The following is a 26,472-nucleotide window of genomic DNA, read 5'->3' as shown; positions in this document are numbered from 1 at the left end:
GGGCTAGGTTCGGCGACGTGGAAGCGAAGCAGATCAGTGCGTCGAAGGACCCCAGTCAGCGGGTCAGGGTCCGGGTGCCCGCCAAGGTGAATCTGGCACTGTGCGTGGGCTCGCTGGCGGATGACGGCTATCACCCGCTGGGCACGGTCTTCCACGCGCTCAGCCTGTTCGACGAGGTCATCGCGACGCCCGGAGAGCCGGGAACCGTCGTGCTCACCATGTCCGGTGAGGGGCTTGAGGACGTGCCCGCGGACGAGACGAATCTGGCCGTCCGCGCCGCCCGCCTGCTGGCACAGCGTCACGGCAGCCCTGACCTTGGCGTCCGGCTGCACCTGAAGAAGACCATCCCCGTCGCGGGTGGCATGGCCGGTGGCTCCGCCGATGCCGCGGGTGCCCTGTTGGCCTGCGCCATGTTGTGGGACCTGGACACCATTCCCGATGACCTGCATGAGTTGGCCGCGGAGCTGGGTTCCGACGTGCCCTTCCCCCTGATGGGCGGCAATGCCATCGGCCGCGGGCACGGGGACCAGCTGGTGCCCCTGCTCGGCCGCGGAACCTACCACTGGGTGCTGGCCCTGGCCCATGAGGGACTCTCGACGCCGGCCGTCTTCCGGCGCTTCGACGAGATGGCTGCCCGGCCGGATGCCGCACCGGCGTCGACCGAGATCCCGTGCGCCGTCGCGGAGGCCCTGGCCAAGGCCGACCCCCAAGCCCTGGGCAAGGCGCTGCGCAATGACCTGCAGGCCGCGGCACTGGACCTTCGCCCCGAGCTGGCGCAGATCCTCCAGGCAGGTCTGGACGCCGGTGCCCTGGGGGCGATGGTCTCTGGTTCCGGCCCCACCTGCGCCTTCCTGGCCGGTAGCGAGTCAGCCGCCATGGACCTCAGTGCCGCCCTCGCCAAGCTGCCCCAGGTGCGCGCCACCCGACGCGCCACCGGCCCCGTGCCCGGGGCAACGGTTCTCGGTTGAGCCCAGATCTGCTTTCATGTGCACATGACCCATCAGCCCGGCTCCGAGCCCTCATCCTCCTTCGTGCCCGACGAGGTGGATGACCTGGTGGGCGCCTGGCAACGGGAGCGCCCGGACCTGCCCGTGGCCCCGATGCACATCTGGTCCCGCATCCTGCGGCTGGCCCAGCACCTCGACCACGCTCGTCGTGCCGCTCACGTCGAGGTCGGTCTGGAAGGCTGGGAGTTTGACGTGCTGGCGGCTCTGCGCAAGGAAGGGGCCCCGTACACGATGAGCCCCGGCGCGCTGTTGAAGCAGACCCACGTCACGTCGGGCACCATGACCAACCGCGTCGACCGCCTGGTGGCGCGAGGCTTCGTGGAGCGTCGCGCGGATCCGCACGATGGACGCTCGGTGCGGGTGGTGCTCACCGGCAGCGGCAAGCAGGCCGTCGACGCCGCGCTGGAGGCGCTGCTGGCGGCGGAGGAGGAGCTGCTGGCCGGGATCGACGAGGCGCAGCGTGAGCGTCTGGCGGTGGCGCTTCGTCGGCTCCTGGTCACCCAGCCCGACTGAGACGCAGCGGCACCCGGATTCGTCACTTCGGAGACGGGGTGGCGCATTCACAGCGGCCTCTTGGGTGTGTTTTCTAGGCTTGGACTTCACGACAATTCACCACGAACGGATTGCCATGCTGCTCAGTGCCCACCTGCCCCTGCTCCAGACCGGGATCCTCGGACGCCTGATGGCCTGGCTCGAGCACCTGATGGTGGTGATTGGCGCCCCCGGTGCCGCGCTGGCGGTCTTCCTGGAGAATGTCTTCCCGCCGATTCCCAGCGAGGTGGTCCTGCCGCTGGCCGGATTCGCCGCGGCCAATGGTCACTTCGGGCTGGTGGAGGCCATCGCCTGGACGACCGCGGGATCCGTGGCGGGCGCGTGGCTCCTGTACTGGGTGGGCCAGGCGCTGGGGGTTGAGCGTCTGAAGGCCATCGCGGGCCGGCTGCCACTCACCGCCCCGCACGACATCGACGTGGCGATGGGCTGGTTCGACCGGCATGGGGGCAAGGCCGTCTTCTTCGGGCGGATGATCCCCGGGGTGCGCTCGCTGATCTCCATCCCGGCCGGGTTGCACCGGATGGCTCCGTTTTCCTTCACCCTCTACTCGGCCCTCGGCAGCCTCGCCTGGAATGCGCTGCTGATCCTGGCCGGTCACCAGCTGGGGGCCCATTGGACGCGCGTCGAGGCGTGGGTTGCCAGTGTGCAGGACGTGGTGATGGTGCTGCTGCTGGCCGCCGCAGGATGGTTCGTCGCCCGTCGCCTCCGGGCTCGGCGCGCCCAGCGCGAGGATCATCAGGGCGCCCGAGCCGCCGGCTCTGAGCCGGAGCTCATCGACGCCCACTGAGGTCCCGGGGGGCTGGGCTGGCCCTGCCCTCAATCCCACGAAGCTGATCTTGGAGTACCCGGCTTGATCTCCTGCCCAAGCTGAGTGGCCACAGATCAAGCTTCGTGGGCTCGAGGCCAGGGTAGTAGTTGACTTTTCAATCAAAAGGGGGTAGTGTTGTTCCCAGACATCCTGACCGGGCCAGCCGGCCAGCCACATGAAGGAGAACACCATGACCGCCATGACCGATCTCGCCGGCACCTACGCCATCGATCCCACCCACTCCACCCTGGGCTTCGTCGCCCGTCACGCCATGATCACCAAGGTGCGCGGCAGCTTCACCGACTTCGAGGGCATCGCCCACGTCGACGGCCAGAACCCCGCCGCCAGCGACGTGACCGTCACCATCCAGGTTGCCTCCATCGACACCCGCAATGCGGACCGCGACGGCCACCTGAAGACCGGTGACTTCTTCGCCCTGGAGACCTACCCCACCATCACCTTCGCCAGCACCAAGGTGGCCGCCACCGGCTCCGAGACCGTCGAGATCACCGGTGACCTGACCATCAAGGACGTCACCAAGCAGGTGACCATCCCCTTCGAGTTCACCGGTGCCGCCACCGATCCCTTCGGCAACGAGCGCATCGGCTTCGAGGGCTCCGTCGACGTCAACCGTTCCGACTTCGGCCTGACCTTCAACGCCGCGCTGGAGACCGGCGGCGTGCTGATCGGCGAGAAGATCAAGCTGGAGTTCGAGATCTCCGCCATCAAGCAGGCCTGATCCTCCGCCCCTGGGGCCCGTACCGCTCGTCGGTGCGGGACCCTCGTGCGTCCCCGCACCGGTAGGCTCGGCCCGTGATCGAACCACTCACCGTCCTCGTCGTCGGATCCGGCGGCCGCGAGCACGCGCTTGCCTTGGCCATCAGCAAGGATCCCGCCGTCAACGCCGTGCACGTTGCCCCCGGGAACCCCGGCACCACGGCCTTCGCCACCAACCACCCCGTCGACCAGAACGACGGTGCCGCCGTCGCCGCATTGGCCACCGAACTGGGCGCCAACCTGGTGGTCGTGGGCCCCGAGGCGCCCCTGGTGGCAGGGGTTGCCGACGCGGTGCGCGACGCCGGGATCGCCTGCTTCGGGCCCAGCAAGCAGGCCGCGCAGCTGGAGGGGTCGAAGGCCTTCGCCAAGCAGGTGATGGCCGATGCGGGCGTTCCCACCGCCGCTGCCCGCGTGTGCAGCACGCGGGAACAGATCGAGGCCGCGCTGGACGAGTTCGGCGCCCCCCATGTGGTCAAGAACGACGGGTTGGCCGCCGGCAAGGGCGTCGTGGTCACCTCGGACCGTGCCGAGGCCCTGGAACACGGCCTGGCCTGCGGTCAGGTGGTGATCGAGGAATTCCTCGACGGACCCGAGGTGAGCCTGTTCGCCATCTGTGACGGCGACACCAGCCGCCCGATGCAGCCGGCCCAGGACTTCAAGCGCGTCGGAGACGACGATGCCGGCCCCAATACCGGTGGCATGGGTGCCTACACGCCGCTTCCGTGGGCACCCGCCGACATCGTCGAGACAGTCGACGAGCTGGTGATCAAGCCCACCCTGGCCGAGATGAAGCGCCGGGGCACCCCCTTCGCCGGCCTGCTCTACGCGGGCCTGGCCATGACCAGCAAGGGCATCCGCGTCGTGGAGTTCAATGCCCGTTTCGGTGATCCGGAGACCCAGGCCCTGCTCGCCCGGCTGGACACCCCGCTGGGGCAGTTGCTGCATGCCGCCGCCACGGGCTCACTGGCCGAGACCCCCGAACTCCAGTGGGGCAGTGGTGCCGCCGTCGTCGTCGTGATGGCCGCCGACGGCTACCCCGGCACCCCGGCCCAGGGCGGCCGGATCGTGCTGGCTCCGGACACCGACGTCGCACACACCATCCACGCCGGCACCTCACTGGATGCCGAGGGCAACCTGGTGGCCAGCGGCGGCCGCGTGCTGGGCGTCGTGGGCACCGGATCGGACCTCACCACCGCTCGCGAGGCCGCCTATGCGCAGGTGGTGGCCACCGACTTCGCCTCGGGCTTCAATCGCGCCGACATTGCCGCCAAGGCCGCAGCCAACAAGATCACCTACACCACCGTGGAGCACTGAATGAGCGTCGTCCCCAATGTCCTGGCCAACCGCTACGCCTCGCAGGCGATGCGGGAGATCTGGAGCCCCGAGAACAAGATCACGCTGGAACGCCGCCTGTGGATCAGCGTCCTGGAGGCCCAGCGTGATCTTGGTGTTGACTTCGGTGGCGATGACCCGCAGGCCGTCATCGACGCCTACCGGGCGCACGTCGACGAAGTTGATCTTGCCTCCATCGATGCCCGGGAGCGCGTCACCAAGCACGACGTGAAGGCGCGGATCGAGGAGTTCAACGACCTCGCCGGCTTCGAGCACATCCACAAGGGCATGACCAGCCGCGACCTCACCGAGAACATCGAGCAGCACCAGGTGTTGGCCTCGTTGCAGCTGGTGCGCGGCCGGATCGTCGCCGCACTCGCGATGACCGCGGACCTGGCCGTGCAGTACACGGCCCAGCCCGTCACCGGCCGTAGTCACAATGTTGCGGCCCAGGTCACCACGCTGGGCAAGCGTTTCGCGTCGGCAGCCGACGAGATGCTGATCGCCTTCCACCGGGTCGACGAGCTGGTCAAGCGCTACCCGGGCCGCGGCATCAAGGGCCCGATGGGCACCGCGCAGGACATGCTGGACCTGCTGGATGGCGACGCCGACAAGCTAGCCGAGCTCGAGAAGCGCGTCACCCAGAGCCTTGGTTTCGCCTCCGTGCTGGACTCGGTGGGGCAGGTCTACCCGCGCAGCCTGGACTTCGACGCCGTCAGCGCGCTGTACCAGACCTCCGCCGGCCCCTCGAGCCTGTGCACCACGCTGCGCCTGATGGCGGGCAACGAGCTGGTCACCGAGGGCTTCAAGCCCGGCCAGGTGGGCAGCTCCGCCATGCCGCACAAGATGAATGCCCGCTCCTGCGAGCGGGTCAACGGCTTCAACGTGATCCTGCGCGGGTACGTCGCCATGACCGAGGGCCTGTCCGGTGTGCAGTGGAATGAGGGCGACGTGTCCTGCTCAGTGGTGCGCCGCATCGCCCTGCCCGACGCCTTCTTCGCGCTCGACGGCATGTTCGAGACCTTCCTGACCATCCTCACCGACTTCGGTGCCTTCCCGGCCATGATCGAGGCCGAGCTGGAGCGCTACCTTCCCTTCCTCACCACGACGAAGGTGCTGATGGCCGCGGTCCGCAAGGGCGTCGGCCGTGAGGATGCCCACGAGGCGATCAAGACCAATGCCGTCGCCGTGGCCCTGGAGATGCGTGAGCAGGGCCTGCGCACCAATGACCTCTTCGACCGGCTGGCCAAGGAGCCGGTGCTGGGCCTGACGCGTGACGAGCTGCAGGCCCTGGTCAGCCAGCCGCTGGAGCTCACCGGCGATGCGGGCAACCAGGTCAGCCGGATCGCCGCCCGCGTCGCGGAGCTCGTGCAGGCCAACTCCGAGGCCGCCGCCTACCGCCCGGGCTCCGTCCTCTGACCGACACGCCAACTCCGGCGCCCGAGCTTGTGGTCCCGGTGCCCGAGCTTGTCGAGGGCCTCTCGACAAGCCGGGGCCGGCGTGGGAATCTGTGGTCAAAACGAGGAGTCAACGATGACCAGCCCACACGCAGTCTTCCTCGGCCTGACCGCTCTCGACGTGGTGCAGCGTGTCGACGCCAGGCCGCCCTGGGGCGTGAAGTCCGTCGTGGAGTCCACGGAGATGGCAGCGGGTGGACCCGCGGCCAATGCCGCCATCACCGCCGCCGCCCTGCTCGGGCGGACCACGCTGATCACGGCCCTGGGGTCATCCGTCGCCGCCAGGACCGCCCGCGCGGATCTGGAGGAGCACGGCGTCAGCATTGTTGATCTTGCCGATGCCGGCTGGCGCCTTCCGGTGAGCACCTGTGTGGTGCAGTCGGACGGCACGCGGACCGTCTTCTCCACCAGCGCCCTGCGTTCCCGAGTCCAGCTCAATCCTGCGGCGCGCACCGCGCTGTCCCGGGCGGATGCCCTGCTGGTGGATGGCCATCATCCGGTGGCAGCTGGCATGGCACTGGGACAGCTGGCGGATTCGGACTGCCTGACGGTGCTGGATGCGGGAAGCGTGAAGCCCGCCGCGGAGAGCTGGCTCAGCTGGCTGGACGTCGTGGCCGGCTCCGCGGACTATGCCGCAGGGCTCGGAGTTGATCTTGGTTCTGCGGTGCAGCATGTGCTCGACGAGGGGGCCACGGCCGCGGTCATGACCGACGGTGCGGGTGCGGTGCTGTGGGCGAGCCCCACCGAGCGGGGGAGGGTCCTGCCGCCGCAGGTCGGGGCGGTCGACACCCTCGGGGCCGGCGATGCCTTCCACGGGGCCCTGGTGGCGAGCCTGCTGCTCGACGGTGGTGATCTTGGACGTTCGGTGGCCGAGGCCTGCCGGGTGGTCGGCATCCGGGTGCAGCACGCCGGTGCGCGAAGCTGGTTGAACCATCTGCGCTGACGCCCTGCCCTCTCCATGCTGATCATCATGAAGACGGCATGGGTCTTCGATCTTCCGAAGACGTGGGTCAAGGGCGCGGACAGAAAGCCCGACATCATCTGGATCTGCCATGAGGATGAGCGCGATGTGAATCAACTCGGTGATGCGAAACTCGACCAAGAACCCGCTGTCAGGCTCACGAGCATGCTGGACACGGAAACCCTCATGGTCCGCGAGACGGCCCTGGTCGCCCTGCATGAGGGCAAGTCCTATGTGGTGGTCTTCACCGGGGAGCAATCCATGCCCCAGGCGGAGCTCCAGAAGATGACAGATGCGTCGATCCCCACATGGCACTGGGTGAGATAGGCGTCAGCGCCCGGCCAGCCAGCTCCGCAGGCGCGTCATCGCCTCGGCCACCTGCTCGGGGCCGACGGCCAGGCTGAGCCGCACCGTGCTCCCACCGTGCACCCGGTCGAAGTCCCAGCCAGGTGTGATGGCGACGCGGGCCTCCTCCAACAGGCTCGTGCACCAGGCGCGGGAGTCCTCGCTGGGGCGCAGCGAGGACGAGATGTCCGCGTAGACGTAGAAGGCACCGTCCGCTGGGGCGAGTTCCCACCCAAGATCATGTGCGGTGCGCTGCACGACGTCGCGGGCGACGTCGTACTGCCTGACGGCGGCTCTGGCCCACGAGTGGACGTCGTCACCGAAGGCCTCCAGCGCGGCCAGCTGGGCGGGAACCGGGGCACACAGGGCCAGGTTGCTGCTCAGCGCGTCGATGCTGGTCTGCAGGTCCTCGGGCATCAGCAACCAGCCCAGCCGCCACCCGGTCATGCCCCAGTACTTGCTGAAGGAACTGACCACCAGCGCGGAGGTATCGTGCCGCCAGGCGCACTCGCCCATGGTGCCGTCCGCGGTGATCCCGTGGTAGATCTCGTCGCTGACCAGCCGGACGCCGTGCTCCCGGCACCAGGCGGCCAAGGACTCCATCTCGTCGGCGGTGAGCATGGTGCCGGTGGGATTGGCGGGGGAGGCCACTACCAGACCGGCCAGCGGCGCCTGCTCCTGCACGGCATCCAGCATCTGGGTGGTGAGCTGGTAGGTCACTCGGCCCGTCTCGTCGGGGACCGTCACGTCCAGCTCGACGACCTGAAGATCAAGACTGCGCAGGATGTTCGCATAGGCCGGATAACCGGGCCGGGCCAGCGCCACCCGGTCTCCCGCGTCGAAACAGGACAGGAAGGCCAGCAGGAAGGCACCGGAACTCCCCGTGGTGATGGCCACCCGCGAGGCATCGACGGCCAGGCCATACCGTGCCCCGTAGTGCTCGGCGAGCTTCTCCCGCAGCGGCATCATCCCCAGCGAGGCCGAATAGCCGAGGTCCGCCCCGTCCATCGCACGCGCCATGGCTTGACGCACCGGGGCCGGCGCGCCGGCGAGTGGCTCCCCTACGCACAGGCTCACCACGTCATGACCCTCGGCGCGCAGCTGGGCCACGCGTGCGACGACCTCCATCACCTCGAAGCCGGGCACCTGGCCGCGCCACGAGGGCCCGCCCAGGTGCCCGCGAGTCATCGTTCAGCCCTTCCAGCTGTAGACGAGCATCGAGTAGGGGGCCAGGTTCACCACGCCGGAGTACGGCATCCCGTCGATTCCTTGGTTCTCTGCACCCACGTCGTAGGCGTCGGCGGAGCCGAAGTGGGGGGCGTAGGCCTTCGAGTCGGAGTTGAACTTCAACTCCCAGTGGCCCCCGGCGGGCAGGCCGATCCGGTAGTCGCCGCGCACGTCGTCGGTCGCGTTGATGACCACCACCACGTCGTCATTGGTGCCGTGCTCGCGCCAACGATGCCAGGCCATCACCTTGGCGTCCTCATTGCAGTGGAAGACATTCAGGCCGGGTCCGCGCAGGCCCTCGGTGTCGTCGGCCCAGTTGCGACGCAGCTGCATCAGGTCCGCGTGCATCTGCACGATTCCCTGGTGGATCTCGTTGAGATTCCAGTCCAGCGGAACCTCGTCGGTGAAGTAGCCACCCTGCAGGAACTCCTGGCCTTGGAAGACCATCGGAATGCCGGGGCTGGTGAGCGCGATCATCGTGCCGAGCGTGGCCCGCTTGGTGGCATACCACCCCTGCTGGTCCACCGGGTTCACGTCATTGACGGCACGCTGCTTGCCGTTGGCGACCTCGTCGTGGCTCTCGGTGAAGATGACACGACGGAAGGCCTCACCGTCGTAGTTGTGCTCAATGGCTGCCTTGACCGGGGACAGGGCGCGGTCGTTGTCGTAGAAGGCGCGGATGAAGGCCCGCAGCGGGTGGACGAACTCGGCATCCCACTGCGCGTGGAAGGCTGCCTGCTCGTATCCCTCGCCGACCATGTTGGCGTGGCCGTGCATGTCCTCGGCGATCATGATCTTGCCGGGGAACTGGTTGCGCACCTCGCGGTTGACCTCACCCATCAGCTCGAAGCCCTCGGGGAGATCATTGCTGAAGGCATCCTTGGAGCGGATGTAGGCGGTCATGTCCCAGCGCAGGCCGTCGGCGTGGTAGTCCTCCAGCCACATCATCGCGTTGTCGCGGATGAAGCGGCGAACCTCGGGGCGGCCGTAGTCGGGGCGGGTGTCCCCCCATGGGGTCTGCGTGCGCCAGTCGTTGTAGAAGTAGATGCCGCCCTTGCCGTTCTCGCTCCAGCCGTCGAACTGCCACAGGTCCAGGTCGCTGGGGCCGAAGTGGTTGTAGACGACGTCGATGATCACGGCGAAGCCATTCCTGTGGCACTCGCGGATGAAGTTCTTCAGGGCGTCCGGGCCGCCGTAGATGCCCTCGACGGCGAACAGGTGGGCGGGGTTGTAGCCCCAGGAGCGGTCGCCGGCGAATTCCATCACCGGCATCAGCTGGATGGCGTTGACGCCCAGCTTCTTGAAGTGGTCGAGCTTCGCGAGCACGGATTCGAAGGTGCCGATCCTGTCCGGGCTGGTGTTGAAGGACCCGGTGTGCACCTCATAGATCACCAGCTCGTTGTGCGGGGGACAGGCGAAGGAATCGCCCTGCCAGTCGAAGTCGTCGTGGTTGTAGACGATGCCATTGCCGACGGAGTTGGTGACCTTGTTGGCGTACGGGTCCACCCTGTCCAGCTCGACCACATTGTCCGGGTTCTCGCTGTTGACGAGGTGGTACTTGTATTCGTCGCCGGTCTTGGCGCCCGAAACCACCCCGTACCAGTAGCCATTGCCCTCGGCCTCCAGCGGGTTGGCGTCATTGCGCCACTCGTTGAACGTGCCGAAGACCGAGACAGAACTGGCGTGTGGTGCCCACACGCGGAATGCGACGCCGCCGTCGTAGGGGAGCGCGCCCATTCCATCCAGGTGAGGCTCTTGAGTCATGAAAATCCAACCTTCCGTGCCAGGCACCTGCGGATCCACAGGCGCGGCCAGACTACCGGGAGGTGGAACCGGTCCTCATCCGTGCGTGTTTGCGCGAAGAGCCAGAACAGTTAATTCTTAATCTGGGATCTCGGTCACATCGGTTCTGGGGCGGGGCCGGTCATGTGTCATATTCGTGGGGTTAACCCCACTGGACCGTGTCCTGTCACCCGAGCGGAGCCTCGCTGGACATCCCGAGGACGCTCGACCGCGGCACGCCGTGCCCGAATCGGTCGCTCTGCCCGGACGGTACGGCGTGAAGGACACCATGCCTCAGGGGTGGCGATGGATCCAGGAATGCACACGTGACGAGGGAGAGACGCAATGACGGCGAGCGGGTCGGACTTCGCGTCCGTGCTCAATGACGCCATCAAGTCTCGCGGCCTGACCCTGGAGCGGATCCGGCACCGCCTGGAAGAGCTCGACGTCAAGGTCTCGGTGGCCACCCTGAGTTATTGGCAGAACGGTCGCTCGCAACCGGTGCGGGCACACTCCGGAAGGACACTGGCGGCGCTCGAGGAAGTGCTCGAGCTCGAACCCGGCACGCTGGTCTCCACCGCGCCCATGAGCGCCAAACGCCGGCGCAGTGGCAACGGCCCCGGCCCGCTGCCCATCCCGAAAACCGTCGAGGAGGCCCTCCTTCAGGCCGGGCTCTCACGGGACCATTTGCGCACCGTCAGCACCCATGTGACCGCCATGGTCGCACCAGACCGGACGCAGAGCTCCGAGGTGATCCGCAAGGTGGCGCAGTGCGTCGTCGGCGGCGCCAAGGACTTCCCCCTGGTGGTCCAGGACGATGACGGGGATCCCGACGGAGGTGAAGAGGTCCATGGCTTGTCCAACTGCCATGTGGGCCAGCGCATCGTCATTCCGCAGAAGGAACTGGCCGTCACCCAGATGCTCCTGCCCCGGTCCCTGCGCCAGGGCGAATACATCATGTTCGAGTACATGACCACTCTGGCCCCCACGACGGAACCCACGCAGATGATGGCCCTGGCGGTACCCCACACCGGGGAGGTCGTGATGGAGGTGCAGTTCTCCCGCGGTGCCGTGCCCAAGCGGGTGGTGGGCTACACCGCCAGCCCCGAGGACGAGCTGACCGTCTCCCATCCGGCCGCCGTCGAGCTGCCCGTCTCCGAGGGGCTCGCGCAGCTGATCAAACTGGACGTGCCGCCCTCGCTGTGCGTCGTCCAGTGGGAGTGGTGATGGGACCCGCCACGCAGGTCATAGGGTGGAGGCCGTGAGCCAGTACAACAACCTGCAGCTGCCCCTGATCCACGCCGGCAAGGTGCGCGAACTCTACGCGCTGGAAGCAGATGACCGAATGCTGATGGTGGCCACGGACAACATCTCGGCCTACGACTTCGTGCTCACCCCCGGCATTCCGGACAAGGGCATCGTGCTCACCCAGCTGTCCCTGTGGTGGTTCGACCAGCTGCGTCAGCTGGTGGACAACCACGTGATCAGCCCCCGTCCCGTCGCGGAGATCGGGGAGGCCCGGGCCGAGCTGGTGCAGGGGCGTGCCCTGGTCTGCGAGAAGTTGGACATGATCCCTGTCGAGTGTGTCGCCCGTGGCTACCTGACCGGCTCCGGCTGGGCGGAGTACCAGGCCAGCGGCACCGTGTGTGGCATTGCGCTGCCCGAAGGGCTGCAGGACGGATCCCGGCTGCCCGAGCCGATCTTCACCCCCGCCACCAAGGCGCCGATGGGCGAGCACGACGAGAATGTCGACTTCGAGACCATGTGCCAGACCACCGGCATCGAACTGGGCGAGCAGATCCGTGACCTGACGCTGGCGGTCTACGCCCGTGCGGAGGAGATCGCCCGCGAGCGCGGCATGGTCCTGGCCGACACCAAGTTCGAGTTCGGTCGGCGCGCCGACGGCACCATCGTGCTGGCCGACGAGGTGCTCACCCCCGACTCCTCGCGCTTCTGGGACGCGTCCACCTGGGTGCCGGGCGGCAGTCTGGACAGCTTCGACAAGCAGTACGTCCGCAACTGGCTGACCCGCGAGTCCGGGTGGGACCGCAGCAACGACAATCCGCCGCCCTCGCTGCCCGCCGACATCGTCGAGGCCACCCGGATGCGCTACCTGGAGGCCTTCGAGCGCCTCACCGGCACCCCACTCGTCCTTCCCTGAGTGCTTTCCTGACGGGTGCGCCTGGTGTGCCTGTTGCGCCCGGGATCTGGAGCGGGATGTCTGGTGCTGCACCCCGCCCCGGCCTGCCCCTTGCGCGTGCACAGTGGACTGTGCACGTCGTCCCGACGGGTCTAGGCACGGCTCAGCAGGCCCAACCCGGCCAGCACCAGCGCCACCCCGAGCCCCATCAGGGCGGTGAAGGGCTCTCCCAGCACCAGCACGGCCAGCAGGTTGGCCACCATGGGTTCGGCCAGCGCCAGGGTTGCGGCGGTGGCGGCGTCGATGCTGCGCATGCCGGTCTGGTAGAGCAGGTAGGCGCCCGCCGTGGCGGCCACCCCGAGCCAGCCCAGCACCACGAGGTTGCGTGGTTGGGTGACGAAGGTGAGGTCCTGCCGCAGCAGGGGCACCGCCAGGACAAGGGCTGCCACCAGGAAGATCCAGCTGCTCAGCACCAGCGGTTCGTCCCCCTCACTGGCTGCACGTCGGCCCGCCACGGAGTAGCTGCCGAAGCTGATGCCGGCAGCCACGGCGAGCAGGAGACCCAGCACGTCGAGCGGTGCGGAGCTGCCGGATCCCAGGACCAGGAGCGAGGCACCCGCCAGGCTGGTCAGGGTCGCCGTCGCCCACAGGCGGGACGGGCGCCGTCCCTCGAGCCGCCAGCCCAGCAGCCCCGCGACCAGCGGCGTCGTGGCCAGCATGACCAGGGTTCCCACGGCCACCCCGGTCCGGGCGACGGCCGCGAAGAAGGTCATCTGGTAACAGGCCACGGACAGGCCGGCAGGAAGGATCCACCGCCAGCTCCCGTGTCGCAGCGGCACCACCCAGCCCCGAGCTCCGCCGGCCAGGGCGATGCCGGTCAGCAGGACGGCGGCCACCAGGGTGCGCAGGCCTCCCACGGCCACCGGGCTGTGCTGTCCGGTGAGCAGGGCCTGCGAGGTGCCCGTGGTGCCCCACAGACAGGCGCCGGCAAGGGCGAGCAGGGCTCCGTGGCGGTGTCCGGAGTGCGTCGTTGAGGGGCTGGTCACGGCACGACGATAGGCGAGACCGGTTGGGTCGCCGGTCCCATCTTCCCGATCGAGCGATTCTGGGTCCTTGGCACGTTCAAGATGCGCTGGAGACCTGAACCCGCTCGATCGTGACAGGCTCGCTACCGGTGGGGTGGGGTCGTGGGTACCCGAGGTTCGATAGGATCACGAGCATGGCCCGTGTAGTCGTCGATGTGATGCCCAAGCCCGAGATCCTTGACCCCCAGGGCAAGGCTGTGACCGGAGCACTCAACCGCCTTGGATATGCCGGTTTCACCGTGCGCCAGGGCAAGCGTTTCGAGATCGAGGTCGACGGTGAACTCACAGATGACCGTCTCGACCAGGTGCGGGATGCGGCGGAGAAGCTGCTCGCGAACACCGTGATCGAGCAGTTCGACGTGCGCGTCGAGGGTGCCAACTGATGGTCAAGATCGGTGTGGTGACCTTTCCCGGGTCGCTCGACGACCACGACGCCATCCGCGCCGTGGAGCTCGCCGGGGCAACCCCCGTGCCGCTGTGGCACGCGTCGGACTCCCTGGAGGGGGTCGACGCCGTCGTCCTGCCCGGTGGGTTCAGCTACGGCGACTACCTGCGCTGCGGCGCCATCGCCCGTTTCTCCCCGGTGATGTCCTCCGTGGTCGAGGCCGCCAACCAGGGCATGCCGACGCTGGGCATCTGCAATGGCTTCCAGGTGCTGTGCGAGAGCCACCTGCTGCCCGGTGCCATGATCCGCAATGAGCAGCGCCACTTCGTCTGCAAGGACCAGCGGCTGCGGGTTGAGACCAAGGACACCACCTGGACCTGCGACTTCGAGGCCGGTGAGGAGATCACCATCGTCCTCAAGAACGGCGAGGGCAACTACCAGGCCAGCCCGGAGACGCTGAAGATGCTGGAGGACAACAACCAGGTGGTCTTCCGCTACATCGACGGCAATCCCAATGGCTCCAGCCATGACATCGCCGGCATCACCAATGAGCGTGGCAATGTCGTCGGTTTGATGCCCCACCCGGAGCACAACATGGAGGAGCTGACCGGCCCCAGCCTGGATGGCCGCAAGTTCTTCAGCTCGGTGCTGAAGTTCCTCGAGGCCCGCGTCTGAGACGCCCCCTGACAGCAGCCGGCACGGCACCGTACCCATCGCGGGTGCGGTGCCGTCGTCGTGTCCCGGGCCCTCCGCTCGCCGACGGACAGGCGCTCGGGTTTGTGCGGTCCGCGTGTGTTGCAACCCGAGCGGATCACCAGAACCCGAGCGGATCACCAGAACCCGAGCGCGGCTCGGCGGGTGGGGAACCGCAGGACGTCCGGACCCACATGGGGTCCGGGCGCCCCGTCAGGCGCTCAACACATCACTTGCGGCCGCGGCCGCGGCCCTTGGCCGGGGCCTTCTTGTAGACCTGCACCACCGTGGGGCGGGGCAGGGTGTTGTCGTAGTCGGGGAAGTAGCTGTTCGGCTCCTCCCAGGTGCCCTCCTCGCCCGGGTGCTGCACGGCGACGAAGACCGTCTTCTCCTGATCACGGACGATCGGCCCGCAGGTCTCGGCGTCGCGGGGCACCGAGAGGAACTGCTCGACGCGGCCCCGGTCACGGCCGGTCAGCGTGACCTTGAACAGGCCGTCGTTGTAGCCGATGCCGTCGGGGGCGCCGTCGGTGGAGATCCACAGATTGCCCACCGAGTCAAAGGCCAGGTTGTCCGGGCAGCTGATCGGCGAGACGTGCTCGCGCGGGTAGCCGGCGAAGTAGGTGTTCTCGTCGGTGGCAGGATCGCCGCAGACCAGCATCAGGTTCCAGGCGAAGCGCAACGAGGTCTGCTCGCCCAGCTCGTCGATCTCCACGATGTGGCCATCGCGGTTCTCGGCGCGGGGGTTCGGCTCGTCTACGCCGGCCTTGCCTGGCTTGGCGCGGTCGGAGTTGTTGGTGCAGGCGACGTAGACGCGGCGGCTGTGCAGCGAGGGCTGGACGTCCTCGCAACGGTCCATCTTGGTGGCGCCCAGCCTGTCGGCGGCGATGCGGGTGTGGACCAGCACCTCCTCCAGGCTCATGCCCTCGACCATGGACTTGCCGTCCTTGGTCAGCGGCAGCCAACGACCGGTGCCGTCGAAGGCACCATCGCTGGGCAGAGTGCCCTTGCCGTCGATCTCGCTGGCGGGCGAGTTGCCGCTGAACTTGGCGACGTACAGGTCACCCTCCTCCAGCAGGCGCATGTTGTGGCGACGGTCGTTCTTGCGGTACTTGCGCTTGCTGACGAACTTGTACAGGTAGTCGAACTTCTCGTCGTCACCGGAGTAGGCAACCACGTGGCCGTTCTCGGCGACGATGACATTGGCGCCCTCGTGCTTGAAACGGCCCAGGGCGGTGTGCTTGCGGGGGGTGGACTTCGGGTCGAAGGGGTCGACCTCGACGATCCAGCCGAAGCGGTTGGTCTCGTTCTCGAAGCCCTTGTTGCGGGTGTCGAAGCGGGGGTCGCTCTTCTCCCAGCCGCGGACGGTGGCCTTGTCGGTGAGGCCGTAGCGCTTCTCCTCGGGGGAGGTGCCCTCGGCGCGGAAGTAGGAGTGGAAGTTCTCCTCCCCGGACAGCAGGGTGCCCCACGGGGTCAGGCCGCCGGAGCAGTTGCCCAGGGTACCCAGCACCTTGGTGCCCGACGGGTCGGCCTTGGTCTTGAGCAGCTCCGAGCCGGCGGCCGGGCCGGTCATCCGGTAGGCGTCGTCGATGACGATGCGACGGTTCAGGCGGGCGCCCTTGACGTAGCTGAAGGGGCTGGCGGTGTTCTTGCGCTCCAGCTCCACGACGGTCAGGCCGTGGTTGATCATGCCGATCTCACGCTGGTCCTCGATGGGCATGGTGGGCGGGAACATGATGTTCTCGTTGGTGTACTCGTGGTTGACGAACATCACCGCGCGACGGCCCTCGGAACCGGGGATGTCGATGATCTCGGTGTAGTCGTTGTCGTAGCCGAACTGCTTGCGAGCCGCGGCAGCGGTCTGCTTCTTCGGATCGAAGGCGGGGGAATCGGCGAAGAGCGGGTCGCCCCAGCGGATGATCGGCTTCCAGCTGTAGCCCTCGGGAACGTTGAACTCGTCGACCTTGAAGTCGACGGGGCGGATGGCCTCGAAGTTCAGCGGGCTGCGACGGGCGCCGCGGCGGCCCTCGGCCAGGGCCTGCTCGGACAGCGGGGCGGCCGCGGCCGGGGCATCGAAGCGGGAGGCGCCGAACAGGGCGACGGCACCGGCCGATCCACCCAGCACGGCGCGGCGGGAGACAGCGGACGAGGCGATGTCACGGAAATAGCCGTTGGAGGTGGTGTTGCACACCTCGCCAAGGCACTGGTTGTCACACTTGAGCTGGCAGGTGACCGCCGAACGCTTGCCGCGCACGTGGTCTGCCATCGGGAGGAGACGCTTGGAGTCCATGGGGTTGTACCTTTCGCTCCGGCTGCCTGGTCTGGCAGCCGCCTGTGGGGACGCAGTGGCCAGCCAAACAGCCGTGGGTGGACGTGCCGGGACATGGCGTTGAACGAAAGGTGAACGAAGCAGAGGGTCCCCGCGCGGGGAGGTCTCAGGCGGTGCGTCGGCTCGCCACCGGACGCAGGCCGTGGTCGATGCCCCACAGCACCGCCCGCGAGCGAGAGCTGACGCCCGCCTTGTGATAGGCGGAGCGGATGTAGGACTTCACCGAATTGGGGCTCAGGTAGAGACGGGCGGCGATCTGCTCATTGGTGAGTCCCTGGCAGATCAGGGCGATCATCTCCGACTCGCGCATGGTCAGCCCCTGGTCCCGCCCGGGCCAGTCGCGGCCACGGCCAGCCTGGGTGGCGGCCAGGTCCTCGGCGGCCTGCTGCTCCTGGGGATTCCGGGCGACGACGACCTCGCCCTGCCCGATCCGCACCAGCGCGCGGGCCAGCTCGTCGCCCGCAAGTTGCTTGGACAGCACGCCATGCGCCCCGGCGCCGAGGGCGTCCTGGACGGCCTGTTCGGTGACGGTCCAGGTGAAGACCGCGAGCCGGGAGATGCTTGCCTCGGCCAGTCTCTCGGCGACCGCCTCGTGCAGCGGAGCGGCCTGGGCGTGGGTGTCGAGCAGCGCCAGGTCCACCGGCTGCCTCACGTCGAGGAAGGTGTCGAGCTCCACGATGTCCACCTGCGGGAAGGGCTGCAGCAGGGTGCGCAGACCCTCGACGACGATGGGGTGGTCGTTGATCAGGGCGACTCGGATCACGGGGTTCACCCCTCAAGTCTGCCCTGCCCGGAGGCGGGTGGTGCATTCGGGGCGTGGCGCGGCTCAGGCGGTGCGGATGTGGGTGGCCAGGGCGTCCTCGGGAGCAACCGTCGGGAGCAGTGCGGCGCCATCCAGGGCCGTGCCGTGAGCCGGGACGATCCGTGCCTGTGAGTGGCGCGCCAGCACGGCCTCCCGGAAGGCGTCGGCAATCCAGGGGGAGGAGAAGACCTTCCCGACGGTGCTGAGCGCGGGGTCCGGCCGCTGGTCCTCGCCCACCCGGGAGAGCCCGGCCAGTGCGGAACAGGCCAGCTCCCGGCCGGCCCGAGCGCTGATCTCGCGGCAGACCTCGTCCGTCTTGGCCAGTTCGGCAACGGTGCGCCCCCAGGAGGCGATCCGGCTCACCTTGTGCTCGTCGGCCTGCAGGACCATGTAGGCCGCCTCCAGGTCCGGGAACTCCTCCAGGGCCAAGGGGGTCAGGGCGGTCTGCGGGCCACGTCCGTCATGGGCGCGCATCACAGCATCCAGGGCGGCGCGCCCGATCCAGAAGCCCGACCCGGCGTCACCGAGCAGGTGACCCCAGCCGTCGACGCGGGCCACGTCGCGGGTCCCCACGGCCAGGGTCACGACGCCGGTTCCCGCCGCCGTGACGACACCGGTGACATTGCCCAAGGCCCCCAGATAGCTGGTGATGGAGTCGTGCGCCAGGCGCACGTGACCGATCCCGGCCTCGCGGGTCAGCTGCAGTAGTTCCTCGGCGCGCATGTCGTCGGTGAGCCCCGAACTGCCCACGGCGAGCACGCTGGGACGATCACCGGGCTCGACGCCGGACAGCGCCTCGACGGCGGCCCGCGCCAGCTGGGGGATCACCGGCCGGTCGGTCAGCACCCCGTCGAACTCCTGGCTGGCCACGACGGCCCCGCCCGCGCGCAGCTCCGCCCGGATACCGGTCTGCCCAGCATCGAGGGCCAGTACGGGTGCGGTCTGCGGGACGGACAGCGTTGTCATGGCGACAGCCTAGGGCAGGGTTGAGGCGCTGCGGCGTGGGGGGCTTGCCACCGCCGACGGGCGGTGTTTGGCTGGCAGGTGTGAGTACAGGAAACATCAGCCGGGCCGAGGCCCGCGTCCGCAGCACCGGGATCACCGTCGAGAGCTACCACAGCACCATCGACGTGAGGAGGGCCACCGACCAGTCCCACGACACCTTCGGCGTGCACTGCGTCATCGTGCTGGACACCTCTCTGGACTCCACGACGCTGGACTTCCTCGACGCCATCGTGCACCGGGTGGTGGTCAACGGTGAGGTTCAGGCGGTGGACTACGACGGGGCCCGCTTCCCTGTCCAGCTGACCCCCGGCCGCAATGTCGTCGAGGTGAGCGCCGCGGGTCGCTACAGCCGCTCCGGACAGGGTCTGCACCGCTTCCTGGACCCGGTGGACCAGCAGACCTACCTGTACACGCAGTACGAACCGGCGGATGCGCGTCGCGTCTTCCCCAATTTCGAGCAGCCGGACCTCAAGGCCGTCCACCACATCACCGTGCTGGCGCCTGAGGGGTGGCAGGTTCGCTCCAACCAGCCCCGTGTGGCGGGCGGCCCCATCAAGGGCGACGATGACCAGTTCGACGGGGTACGCCACGCCTTCGGCCCCACGCCGCCGTTGTCCACCTACCTGACCTGCATCATCGCCGGGCCCTGGCATGAACAGACCTCCTCGTGGACTTCCGACGACGGCCTGGAGGTGCCCCTTGGTGCCCTGTGCCGGCAGAGCCTGGCGCCGCACTTCGACGCCGAGAAGATCTTCGAGGTCACGCGGCAGGGGATGGACTTCTACCACCGCGCCTTCGGCTTCCCCTATCCGTGGGGCAAGTACGACCAGGTCTTCGTGCCCGAGTACAACCTGGGCGCCATGGAGAACCCCGGCCTGGTCACCTTCACCGAGGCCTACATCCACCGCTCCGCCGCCACCCGTGCCCAGTACCAGGGACGCGCGAACACGATCCTGCACGAGATGGCGCACATGTGGTTCGGTGACCTGGTCACCCCGCAGTGGTGGGACGACCTGTGGCTCAAGGAGTCCTTCGCCGAGTTCATGGGTGCCCACGTCAGCGTCCAGGCCACCGAGTTCACCGACGCCTGGGTGGCCTTCGCCGGGCGTCGCAAGGCCTGGGCCTATGCGCAGGACCAGCTGCCCACCACGCACCCGATCGTCGCGGACATCGCTGATGTGGAGGCCGCCAAGCAGAACTTCGACGGCATCACCTATGCCAAGGGCGCCGCGGTGCTCAAGCAGCTGGTGGCCCACGTCGGCGTCGACGCCTTCTTCGCCGGTGCCCGCGCCTACTTCCAGCAGCATGCCTTCTCCTCGGCGACGCTTGCGGACCTGCTGGCCTCGCTGCAGGAGGCCTCCGGCCGGGACCTCGACGAGTGGGCGGCCTGCTGGTTGCAGACCGCGGGGCCGGACACCCTCACCCCGGTCATCGAGACCGCCGACGGGCGGATCACCCGGCTGGCGATCCGCCAGGAGTCGCTGGATGCCCGCGACGGTACGGTCGTGGGACGCCCACACACCCTGGCCGTCGGCCTCTACCGCGTCGTCGACGGCATGCTGCGCCGCACGGACCGGCTGGAGGTGGACCTGGCCGGCGGCCCGTCCACCGATCTGCCGCAGGCCGTCGGGCTGTCGGCACCTGACCTGGTGCTGGTCAATGACGAGGACCTCACCTACGCCAAGGTCGTGCTGGATCCGGCTTCGCTGGAGACGGTGCGTGCCCACCTGTCCGGCGTCGACGATGCCCTGGCCCGCGCCCTGGTCTGGGCTGCCCTGTGGAACATGACCCGCGACGCCGTGCTCCCCGCCCGTGACTACCTCGCCATCGCCATGGACCATGCCTTGGCCGAGACCGATGCGGCCACCCTCACCGACGTGCTCGCGCGGGTGGACAGCTGCCTCAACCTCTACCTGCCCCCGGAAGCTCGCGAGGAGGCGGCCGGGCCCGTCGCCGAGAGGATCTGGCAGGAACTCGTCGCCGCCCGCCCCGGTTCCGACGCGCAGGTGGTGCTGGCCCGCAGCATCGCGCGGCTGGGGCTGCGGGTGGACATCCTCTCCCCGCGGATCACCACGCTGCTCGACGGCAGCCTGGTGCTCGACGGGCTGGAGCTGGGCCCGGAGCTGCGCTGGATGTTCGCCCGTGCCCTCACCGCGCAACAGATCTGGGGGATGGCGGAGCTCGACGAGGAATTGCGTCGCGATCCCTCCGCCGACGGTGTCACCGCCCGGCTGGAGGCCCTGGCCTCCCGGCCCTCCGCCGAGGTGAAGGCGCAGGTCTGGCAGGACCTGCACACGCCCGATGCGCTGAGCAATGACCACGTGGATGCCCTGGTGTCCGGCTTCGGCACGCCCGGGCAGGAGGAGCTGGCCGCACCGGCGGCCGGCGGCTACTTCGAGTGGCTGACAGAGGTCTGGCAGCAGCACTCGATCGAGATCGCCCAGCGCCTGGTCGGGGGGCTCTTCCCGAAGACCGCCGACGGACGTGAGGGCGCACAGCGGTGGTTGGACCAGACGGATGACGCCCCGGCGGCCCTGCGCCGCATGGTGGTGGAGGGCGCCGACGACGCGGCGCGCATCCAGCGGGTCCTCGCCTTCAACTCCTGAGGCCTCGACGGGCTCGGGCGACGGCGGAGTCCGTTCCCCGGGCCCGTCCTGTCGCTCCTCGATCTTGTCGAGGGGTCGCCACTCGCGGTCAGACCACGGTGTTCTACAGTGCGGTCAGGAACCAATGAAGGTCTCCTGACCGCCCGGCCGCCCCGGCGATGGGAAAGCCCCGCGGCCACCTGCGCCCACCCCGAGGCAACATGAGCACCATGACGCGGCCTGACTTGCCGGCCGACCTCCCACCCACTTCGCTCGACGAACAGACCATCGAGCAGGAGAAGAAGCTCTCCCCCAAACAGATCATCATCTGGGGAGCCATCGCCCTGCTCGGAGCCGTCTCCTGGGCCGCCATCGCGCTGGCCCGCAAGGAGTCCATCAACGGCATCTGGTTCGTCTTCGCTGCTGTCTGCAGCTACCTGATCGCCCACCGCTTCTACGCCACCTTCATCGAGAAGGTGCTCGTCAAGCCCGACGACCGTCGCGCCACCCCGGCCGAGTACGCCTACAACGGCCATGACTTCGTGCCGACGGACCGCCGCATCCTCTACGGCCACCACTTCGCCGCCATCGCCGGAGCCGGGCCGCTGGTCGGCCCGGTCCTTGCTGCGCAGATGGGCTACCTGCCGGGAACCATCTGGATCATCGTCGGCGTGATCGTCGCCGGCGCGGTCCAGGACTACCTGGTGCTGTTCATCTCCATGCGTCGCGGCGGCCGTTCGCTGGGGCAGATGGCCAAGGACGAGCTCGGCCCCATCGGCGGCACCGCCGCCCTGCTGGCCACCCTGTCCATCATGCTGATGATCGTCGCCATCCTCGCGCTGGTAGTCGTCAACTCCCTGGGTGACAGCCCTTGGGGCGTCTTCAGCGTCGGCATGACCATCCCGATCGCGCTGTTCATGGGCGTCTACCTGCGCTACCTGCGCCCGGGCCGGGTGATGGAGGTCTCCGTCATCGGCTGCATCATGCTGCTGGCGGCCATCATTGGCGGCGGCTACGTCTCCAAGACCGCCTGGGGCGTCGCCTGGTTCCACCTGGACAAGCCCACCGTCGCCTGGTGCCTGATCGTCTACGGCTTCATCGCCGCCATCCTGCCCGTCTGGCTGCTGCTGGCCCCGCGCGACTACCTGTCCACCTTCATGAAGGTGGGCGTGATCGCGATGCTCGCCATCGCCATCGTCTTCGTGCAGCCGACAATCACCGTCCCGGCCATCAGCGAGTACGCCTCGCGCTCCGACGGCCCGGTCTTCGCCGGTTCGCTCTTCCCCTTCCTCTTCGTCACCATCGCCTGCGGTGCGCTGTCCGGATTCCACGCGATGATCGCGTCGGGCACGACCCCGAAGATGGTGGAGAAGGAGCGCCAAACCAAGCTGATCGGCTACGGCGGCATGTTGATGGAGTCCTTCGTCGCCATCATGGCGCTGGTGGCCGCGGTCAGCATCGACCGGGGCATCTACTTCTCGATGAACTCCGCGGCGGGAGCCACCCAAGGCACCGTCGAGGGCGCCGTGCAGTACGTGAACTCCCTGGGGCTCACCGGCGTGCACGTCGACGCGGCGACGCTGACCGAGACCGCACGCAATGTCGGTGAGCAGTCGATCGTCTCCCGCACGGGTGGCGCCCCTACCCTGGCCGTCGGGCTGGCACACATCATGCACCAGGTCTTCGGTGGCCCGGCGATGATGAGCTTCTGGTACCACTTCGCCATCATGTTCGAGGCGCTGTTCATCCTCACCAGCGTCGACGCCGGAACCCGTGTGGCCCGTTTCATGCTGGCCGATGCGCTGGGCAACTTCCACGCCCGCTTCCGCGATCCCAGCTGGAAGGTCGGTGCCTGGTTGACCACCGCTGTGATGGTGGCCGGCTGGGGATCGATCCTGATCATGGGCGTCACCGACCCGCTGGGCGGCATCAACACCCTCTTCCCGCTGTTCGGGATCGCCAACCAGCTGCTGGCCGCCCTGGCGCTGAGCATCTGCGCCGTGGTCTTCGCCCGCAAGGGCGCCCGCAATGCGCTGTGGATCATCGTCATCCCGTGGCTGTTCACCGCCGTGATCACCGTCTACGGCAGTTACCTCAAGATCTTCAGCAGCAACCCGAAGGTGGGCTACTTCGCCAATCACAAGCTGTACGCCGACGCGATCAAGGCCGGCAAGACCGAGCTGGGTGCCGCGAAGAACCTGGACCAGATGAATGCCGTCAGCTTCAACACCATGGTGCAGGGGTGCCTGTCGGTGCTCTTCGTGGTGTGCACGCTGATCGTCTTCGTCTTCGCCGCGGTGCGCACGGTGCAGGCGCTGAAAGCTGGCGGGGGAGTCTCCTCGGAGGATCCGGCCCTGCCGGCACAGCTCTACGCGCCGGCAGGTTTGGGCGCCTCGGCCCCGGAGAAGGCCCTGGAGAAGGAGTGGGCCGCCTACTACGCGTCGCATCCTGATGCGCAGCTGGTGAAGACGGGCCACTGATGGCAGCCGTCTCCACCACGGTCCCCGAGCCTGTCTCCACCACGGCCCCCGAGCCCGTCGAGGGGACGCCCTCCCGCTGGCGCCGCGCACTGCGCTTCGCCAACGGGGTCCTGGGCGCGGACAAGTACGAGCGCTACCTGGCCTGGCACCGCACCACCGCCCAACCGGGGGAGGCGATGGACCGCAAGGAGTTCTGGCGGCACGAGTACCACCGCCAGGAGCACAACCCAGGGAGTCGATGCTGCTGACGAGGCCCCTCCGGCGTCGTCCTCATCCACGGGGCCTCATCCGCACGTTCTGACGTGCGGATGGGGCCCTTGGGTGCGGGTGGACCTCGGGCAGGGCCGGCTGAGGAGCGCGAGCCGCGTGGCGAGGTGGGCTGGCTGATCTTCGCCACCCGGACCCGGTAGATTGTCCCCGTGGCCGACACCGTAGAAAATGCCGTCAACACTCCCGACGTCCAGCAGCCGTGGGCTGAGCTGGGGCTGAAGCAGGACGAGTACGACTCGATCCGGCAGATCCTCGGCAGGCGCCCCACCGGCGCCGAGCTGGCGATGTACTCGGTGATGTGGAGCGAGCACTGCTCGTACAAGTCCTCCAAGGTGCACCTGAAGCGATTCGGCGTCCTGGAGCAGACCACCCCTCGTGGCCCCCTGCTGGCGGGCATCGGCGACAATGCCGGGGCCGTGGACATCGGCCAGGGCTACGCCGTCACCTTCAAGGCGGAGAGCCACAACCACCCGTCCTATGTGGAGCCCTACCAGGGTGCCGCCACCGGCGTCGGCGGCATCGTGCGCGACATCCTCGCCATGGGTGCCCGCCCGATCGGTGTGATGGACCCGCTGCGCTTCGGCCCGCTGGACGCCCCCGACACCAAGCGCGTGATGCCCGGGATCGTCTCCGGCGTCGGCGGCTACGGCAACTGCCTCGGCCTGCCCAACATCGGCGGCGAGGTGGTCTTCGACAAGACCTACTACGGCAACCCGCTGGTCAACGCCCTGTGCGTCGGCCTGATGAAGCACGAGGACCTCAAGCGCGCCCAGGCCACCGGTGCCGGCAACAAGGTGATCATGTACGGCGCGGCCACCGGCGGCGACGGCATCGGCGGCGCCTCCATCCTGGCCTCGGAGACCTTCGACGCCGACGGTCCGGTCAAGCGCCCCAGCGTGCAGGTCGGCGACCCCTTCATGGAGAAGCTGCTGATCGAGTGCACCCTGGAGCTCTTCGAGGCCGGCGTCATCAACGGCCTGCAGGACTTCGGTGCGGCCGGCATCTCCTGCGCCACCAGCGAGCTGGCCAGCGCCGGCTCCGGCGGCATGAATGTCGAGCTGGACGTCGTCCCGCTGCGTGACCCCTCGCTCTCCCCGGAGGAGATCCTGATGAGCGAGTCCCAGGAGCGCATGATGGCCGTGGTGGAGCCCGGCAAGGTCGGGCGCTTCCTGGAGATCTGCGCCAAGTGGGACGTGCTGGCCACCGTCGTCGGCGAGGTCACCGACGGGGACCGACTGATCATCACCTGGCACGGGGAGACCATCGTCGACGTCGACCCCAAGACTGTCGCGCACGACGGCCCCACCTACAACCGGCCCATTGCGCGCCCGGACTGGATCGACGAGGTCAACGCCGACGACGCGAATGCACTGGAGCGCGCCAAGACCGGCGAGGAACTGGCCGCGACGTTGAAGAAGATGGTCGCCAGCCCGAACCTGTGCGACAAGTCCTGGGTGACCAGCCAGTACGACCGTTATGTGCGCGGCAACTCGGTGCTGGCGCAGCCGGAGGACTCCGGCATGCTGCGGATCGACGAGAAGACCAACCTGGGCATCAGCCTGGCCACCGACTGCAACGGTCGCTTCGCCTACCTCAACCCCTACCTGGGTGCGCAGCTGGCGCTGTGCGAGAGCTACCGCAATGTCGCCGTGGGCGGCGCCGAGCCGGTGGCCATCACCGACTGCCTGAACTTCGGTTCCCCCGAGGATCCCGAGGTGATGTGGCAGTTCCAGGAGGCCATCATCGGCCTGGTGGACGGCTGCCAGAAGCTGGGCACTCCGGTCACGGGCGGCAATGTCAGCTTCTACAACCAGACCGACGGCACGAACATCCTCCCCACCCCGGTGGTGGGCATGCTCGGCGTGATCGACGACGTCACCAAGCGCACCCCGATGGGCTTCGCCCACGAGGGCGACGGCGTCTTCCTGCTGGGCACCACCCAGGAGGAGATGGGCGGATCGGTGTGGGCCCAGGTCATGCACGACGACCACCTCGGTGGCGTGCCGCCGCAGCCTGACTTCGACGCCGAGATGGAGCTGGGTCGCGTGATGATCGCCGCCAGCAAGGAGGGGCTGCTGTCCAGCGCCCATGACCTGGCCGACGGTGGCCTGGCCCAGGCCCTGGTGGAGAGCGCGCTGCGCAAGAACCTTGGCGTCGCCCTGACCCTGCCCGAGGGAGATCCGTGCGTGCAGCTGTTCAGCGAGTCGGCCGCCCGTGCCATCGTCAGCCTCCCCGCCGGTTCCCTGACCCGCTTCAAGGCCCTGTGCGAGGAGCACGGTGTCCCGCTGACCCGTCTGGGTGAGGTGACCGGTAACCCGGAGCTGGAGGTGCAGGGCCAGTTCACCCTGCCGCTGGCCGAGCTGCGCGAGGCCTGGGAGACCACGATCCCGGCAGTGATGAACGCCTGAGGAGAAAGCTCTTGAGAAGTGTGGATGGTAGCCACCGAGCTC

20 protein-coding genes and 2 pseudogenes are annotated in these 26,472 nt (G+C 68.3%); 16 read left to right on the top strand and 6 right to left on the bottom strand.

All coding sequences use genetic code 11. From position 1 onward, the window contains the following. The first annotated feature begins 17 nt into the window (after positions 1–17). From EDD41_RS06745 to EDD41_RS06710, 8 genes are all read left to right on the top strand, one after another. Positions 18–968 (top strand): 4-(cytidine 5'-diphospho)-2-C-methyl-D-erythritol kinase, encoded by a 951-nt coding sequence (locus tag EDD41_RS06745; RefSeq protein WP_211336602.1) that lies wholly within the window; start codon positions 18–20, stop codon positions 966–968. 24 nt (positions 969–992) lie between these two features. Then, positions 993–1,520, top strand: a complete 528-nt coding sequence (locus EDD41_RS06740; RefSeq protein WP_281273099.1) for a MarR family winged helix-turn-helix transcriptional regulator — start codon at positions 993–995, stop codon at positions 1,518–1,520. Positions 1,521–1,635: 115 nt separating this feature from the next. Then, complete coding sequence (locus EDD41_RS06735; protein WP_245995556.1) at positions 1,636–2,346, top strand: DedA family protein; 711 nt, start codon at positions 1,636–1,638, stop codon at positions 2,344–2,346. A gap of 211 nt (positions 2,347–2,557) precedes the next feature. Further along, positions 2,558–3,106 (top strand): YceI family protein, encoded by a 549-nt coding sequence (locus EDD41_RS06730; RefSeq protein ID WP_094765726.1) that lies wholly within the window; start codon positions 2,558–2,560, stop codon positions 3,104–3,106. Between the two features lie 77 nt (positions 3,107–3,183). Then, a complete protein-coding gene (gene purD, locus EDD41_RS06725; RefSeq protein ID WP_123576902.1) occupies positions 3,184–4,458 on the top strand; it encodes a phosphoribosylamine--glycine ligase in 1,275 nt (424 codons plus the stop codon). Next, the gene (gene purB / locus EDD41_RS06720; RefSeq protein ID WP_123575368.1) at positions 4,459–5,895 is read left to right on the top strand and encodes an adenylosuccinate lyase; all 1,437 of its coding nucleotides are present in this window, start codon (positions 4,459–4,461) and stop codon (positions 5,893–5,895) included. Positions 5,896–6,009: 114 nt separating this feature from the next. Continuing rightward, positions 6,010–6,876 carry a carbohydrate kinase family protein gene (locus EDD41_RS06715; RefSeq protein ID WP_123575367.1) on the top strand — a complete coding sequence of 289 codons (867 nt, stop codon included), beginning with the start codon at positions 6,010–6,012 and terminating at the stop codon, positions 6,874–6,876. A 15-nt stretch (positions 6,877–6,891) separates the two neighbouring features. Beyond that, positions 6,892–7,221 (top strand): hypothetical protein, encoded by a 330-nt coding sequence (locus EDD41_RS06710; protein WP_123575366.1) that lies wholly within the window; start codon positions 6,892–6,894, stop codon positions 7,219–7,221. A 3-nt stretch (positions 7,222–7,224) separates the two neighbouring features. On the opposite strand, the gene EDD41_RS06705 is transcribed toward EDD41_RS06710, so the two are convergent. Together EDD41_RS06705 and EDD41_RS06700 are read right to left on the bottom strand one after the other, a co-directional pair. Continuing rightward, on the bottom strand, positions 7,225–8,427 hold the full coding sequence (locus tag EDD41_RS06705) for a pyridoxal phosphate-dependent aminotransferase (protein WP_123575365.1): 1,203 nt from the start codon (positions 8,425–8,427) through the stop codon (positions 7,225–7,227). A 3-nt stretch (positions 8,428–8,430) separates the two neighbouring features. Next, positions 8,431–10,230, bottom strand: coding sequence for an alpha-amylase family glycosyl hydrolase (locus tag EDD41_RS06700; RefSeq protein ID WP_123575364.1), 1,800 nt, complete (start codon positions 10,228–10,230; stop codon positions 8,431–8,433). A gap of 363 nt (positions 10,231–10,593) precedes the next feature. Here EDD41_RS06700 and EDD41_RS06695 point away from each other — a divergent pair, with 363 nt between their 5' ends. Continuing rightward, positions 10,594–11,475 (top strand): helix-turn-helix domain-containing protein, encoded by an 882-nt coding sequence (locus EDD41_RS06695; RefSeq protein ID WP_123575363.1) that lies wholly within the window; start codon positions 10,594–10,596, stop codon positions 11,473–11,475. A 34-nt stretch (positions 11,476–11,509) separates the two neighbouring features. Further along, positions 11,510–12,388, top strand: a pseudogene (locus EDD41_RS06690) (phosphoribosylaminoimidazolesuccinocarboxamide synthase); the annotation flags it as partial. A gap of 152 nt (positions 12,389–12,540) precedes the next feature. On the opposite strand, the gene EDD41_RS06685 reads toward EDD41_RS06690, so the two are convergent. Then, positions 12,541–13,434 (bottom strand): DMT family transporter, encoded by an 894-nt coding sequence (locus EDD41_RS06685; RefSeq protein ID WP_123575362.1) that lies wholly within the window; start codon positions 13,432–13,434, stop codon positions 12,541–12,543. A gap of 158 nt (positions 13,435–13,592) precedes the next feature. On the opposite strand from EDD41_RS06685, the pseudogene purS reads away from it, so the two are divergent. Together purS and purQ are read left to right on the top strand one after the other, a co-directional pair. After that, positions 13,593–13,856, top strand: a pseudogene (gene purS, locus EDD41_RS06680) (phosphoribosylformylglycinamidine synthase subunit PurS); the annotation flags it as partial. Beyond that, a complete protein-coding gene (gene purQ / locus EDD41_RS06675) occupies positions 13,856–14,533 on the top strand; it encodes a phosphoribosylformylglycinamidine synthase subunit PurQ (RefSeq protein ID WP_094765717.1) in 678 nt (225 codons plus the stop codon). The pseudogene purS and the gene purQ, both read left to right, overlap by 1 nt. Before the next feature lie 247 nt (positions 14,534–14,780). Here purQ and EDD41_RS06670 read toward each other — a convergent pair whose 3' ends face one another. From EDD41_RS06670 to EDD41_RS06660, 3 genes are all read right to left on the bottom strand, one after another. Continuing rightward, positions 14,781–16,841: a PhoX family protein gene (locus EDD41_RS06670; protein WP_123575361.1), complete on the bottom strand. Its 2,061-nt coding sequence runs from the start codon at positions 16,839–16,841 to the stop codon at positions 14,781–14,783. A gap of 145 nt (positions 16,842–16,986) precedes the next feature. Continuing rightward, complete coding sequence (locus EDD41_RS06665; RefSeq protein ID WP_094765715.1) at positions 16,987–17,652, bottom strand: LuxR C-terminal-related transcriptional regulator; 666 nt, start codon at positions 17,650–17,652, stop codon at positions 16,987–16,989. 54 nt (positions 17,653–17,706) lie between these two features. Further along, positions 17,707–18,648, bottom strand: a complete 942-nt coding sequence (locus tag EDD41_RS06660; protein WP_123575360.1) for an N-acetylglucosamine kinase — start codon at positions 18,646–18,648, stop codon at positions 17,707–17,709. A gap of 80 nt (positions 18,649–18,728) precedes the next feature. Here EDD41_RS06660 and pepN point away from each other — a divergent pair, with 80 nt between their 5' ends. The 4 genes from pepN (at position 18,729) to purL (ending at position 26,430) form a co-directional block, all read left to right on the top strand. Further along, the gene (gene pepN / locus EDD41_RS06655; protein WP_123575359.1) at positions 18,729–21,293 is read left to right on the top strand and encodes an aminopeptidase N; all 2,565 of its coding nucleotides are present in this window, start codon (positions 18,729–18,731) and stop codon (positions 21,291–21,293) included. A 209-nt stretch (positions 21,294–21,502) separates the two neighbouring features. Then, positions 21,503–23,752: a carbon starvation CstA family protein gene (locus EDD41_RS06650; protein ID WP_245995555.1), complete on the top strand. Its 2,250-nt coding sequence runs from the start codon at positions 21,503–21,505 to the stop codon at positions 23,750–23,752. Beyond that, the gene (locus EDD41_RS06645; protein ID WP_094765711.1) at positions 23,752–24,000 is read left to right on the top strand and encodes a CstA-like transporter-associated (seleno)protein; all 249 of its coding nucleotides are present in this window, start codon (positions 23,752–23,754) and stop codon (positions 23,998–24,000) included. Before EDD41_RS06650 ends, EDD41_RS06645 begins: the two co-directional genes overlap by 1 nt. 171 nt (positions 24,001–24,171) lie before the next feature. After that, positions 24,172–26,430: a phosphoribosylformylglycinamidine synthase subunit PurL gene (gene purL, locus EDD41_RS06640; RefSeq protein WP_123575357.1), complete on the top strand. Its 2,259-nt coding sequence runs from the start codon at positions 24,172–24,174 to the stop codon at positions 26,428–26,430. Positions 26,431–26,472 lie beyond the last annotated feature (42 nt).

Source organism: Luteococcus japonicus (assembly GCF_003752415.1).
GTDB classification, from domain to species: domain Bacteria; phylum Actinomycetota; class Actinomycetes; order Propionibacteriales; family Propionibacteriaceae; genus Luteococcus; species Luteococcus japonicus.
Note: the sequence above shows the minus strand (reverse complement) of the source record. Positions and strands in the feature narration are given on the sequence as shown.

What these genes read in the sequence shown, in the direction of transcription:
- EDD41_RS06735 (WP_245995556.1), top strand. Translation starts at nt 1,636, where the DNA reads ATGCTGCTCAGTGCCCACCTGCCCCTGCTCCAGACCGGGATCCTCGGA.
- EDD41_RS06730 (WP_094765726.1), top strand. Translation starts at nt 2,558, where the DNA reads ATGACCGCCATGACCGATCTCGCCGGCACCTACGCCATCGATCCCACC.
- EDD41_RS06740 (WP_281273099.1), top strand. Translation starts at nt 993, where the DNA reads ATGACCCATCAGCCCGGCTCCGAGCCCTCATCCTCCTTCGTGCCCGAC.
- EDD41_RS06715 (WP_123575367.1), top strand. Translation starts at nt 6,010, where the DNA reads ATGACCAGCCCACACGCAGTCTTCCTCGGCCTGACCGCTCTCGACGTG.
- EDD41_RS06650 (WP_245995555.1), top strand. Translation starts at nt 21,503, where the DNA reads ATGACGCGGCCTGACTTGCCGGCCGACCTCCCACCCACTTCGCTCGAC.
- purQ (WP_094765717.1), top strand. Translation starts at nt 13,856, where the DNA reads ATGGTCAAGATCGGTGTGGTGACCTTTCCCGGGTCGCTCGACGACCAC.
- EDD41_RS06695 (WP_123575363.1), top strand. Translation starts at nt 10,594, where the DNA reads ATGACGGCGAGCGGGTCGGACTTCGCGTCCGTGCTCAATGACGCCATC.
- EDD41_RS06645 (WP_094765711.1), top strand. Translation starts at nt 23,752, where the DNA reads ATGGCAGCCGTCTCCACCACGGTCCCCGAGCCTGTCTCCACCACGGCC.
- EDD41_RS06710 (WP_123575366.1), top strand. Translation starts at nt 6,892, where the DNA reads ATGCTGATCATCATGAAGACGGCATGGGTCTTCGATCTTCCGAAGACG.
- purB (WP_123575368.1), top strand. Translation starts at nt 4,459, where the DNA reads ATGAGCGTCGTCCCCAATGTCCTGGCCAACCGCTACGCCTCGCAGGCG.
- EDD41_RS06705 (WP_123575365.1), bottom strand. Translation starts at nt 8,427, where the DNA reads ATGACTCGCGGGCACCTGGGCGGGCCCTCGTGGCGCGGCCAGGTGCCC.
- EDD41_RS06700 (WP_123575364.1), bottom strand. Translation starts at nt 10,230, where the DNA reads ATGACTCAAGAGCCTCACCTGGATGGAATGGGCGCGCTCCCCTACGAC.
- EDD41_RS06670 (WP_123575361.1), bottom strand. Translation starts at nt 16,841, where the DNA reads ATGGACTCCAAGCGTCTCCTCCCGATGGCAGACCACGTGCGCGGCAAG.
- EDD41_RS06660 (WP_123575360.1), bottom strand. Translation starts at nt 18,648, where the DNA reads ATGACAACGCTGTCCGTCCCGCAGACCGCACCCGTACTGGCCCTCGAT.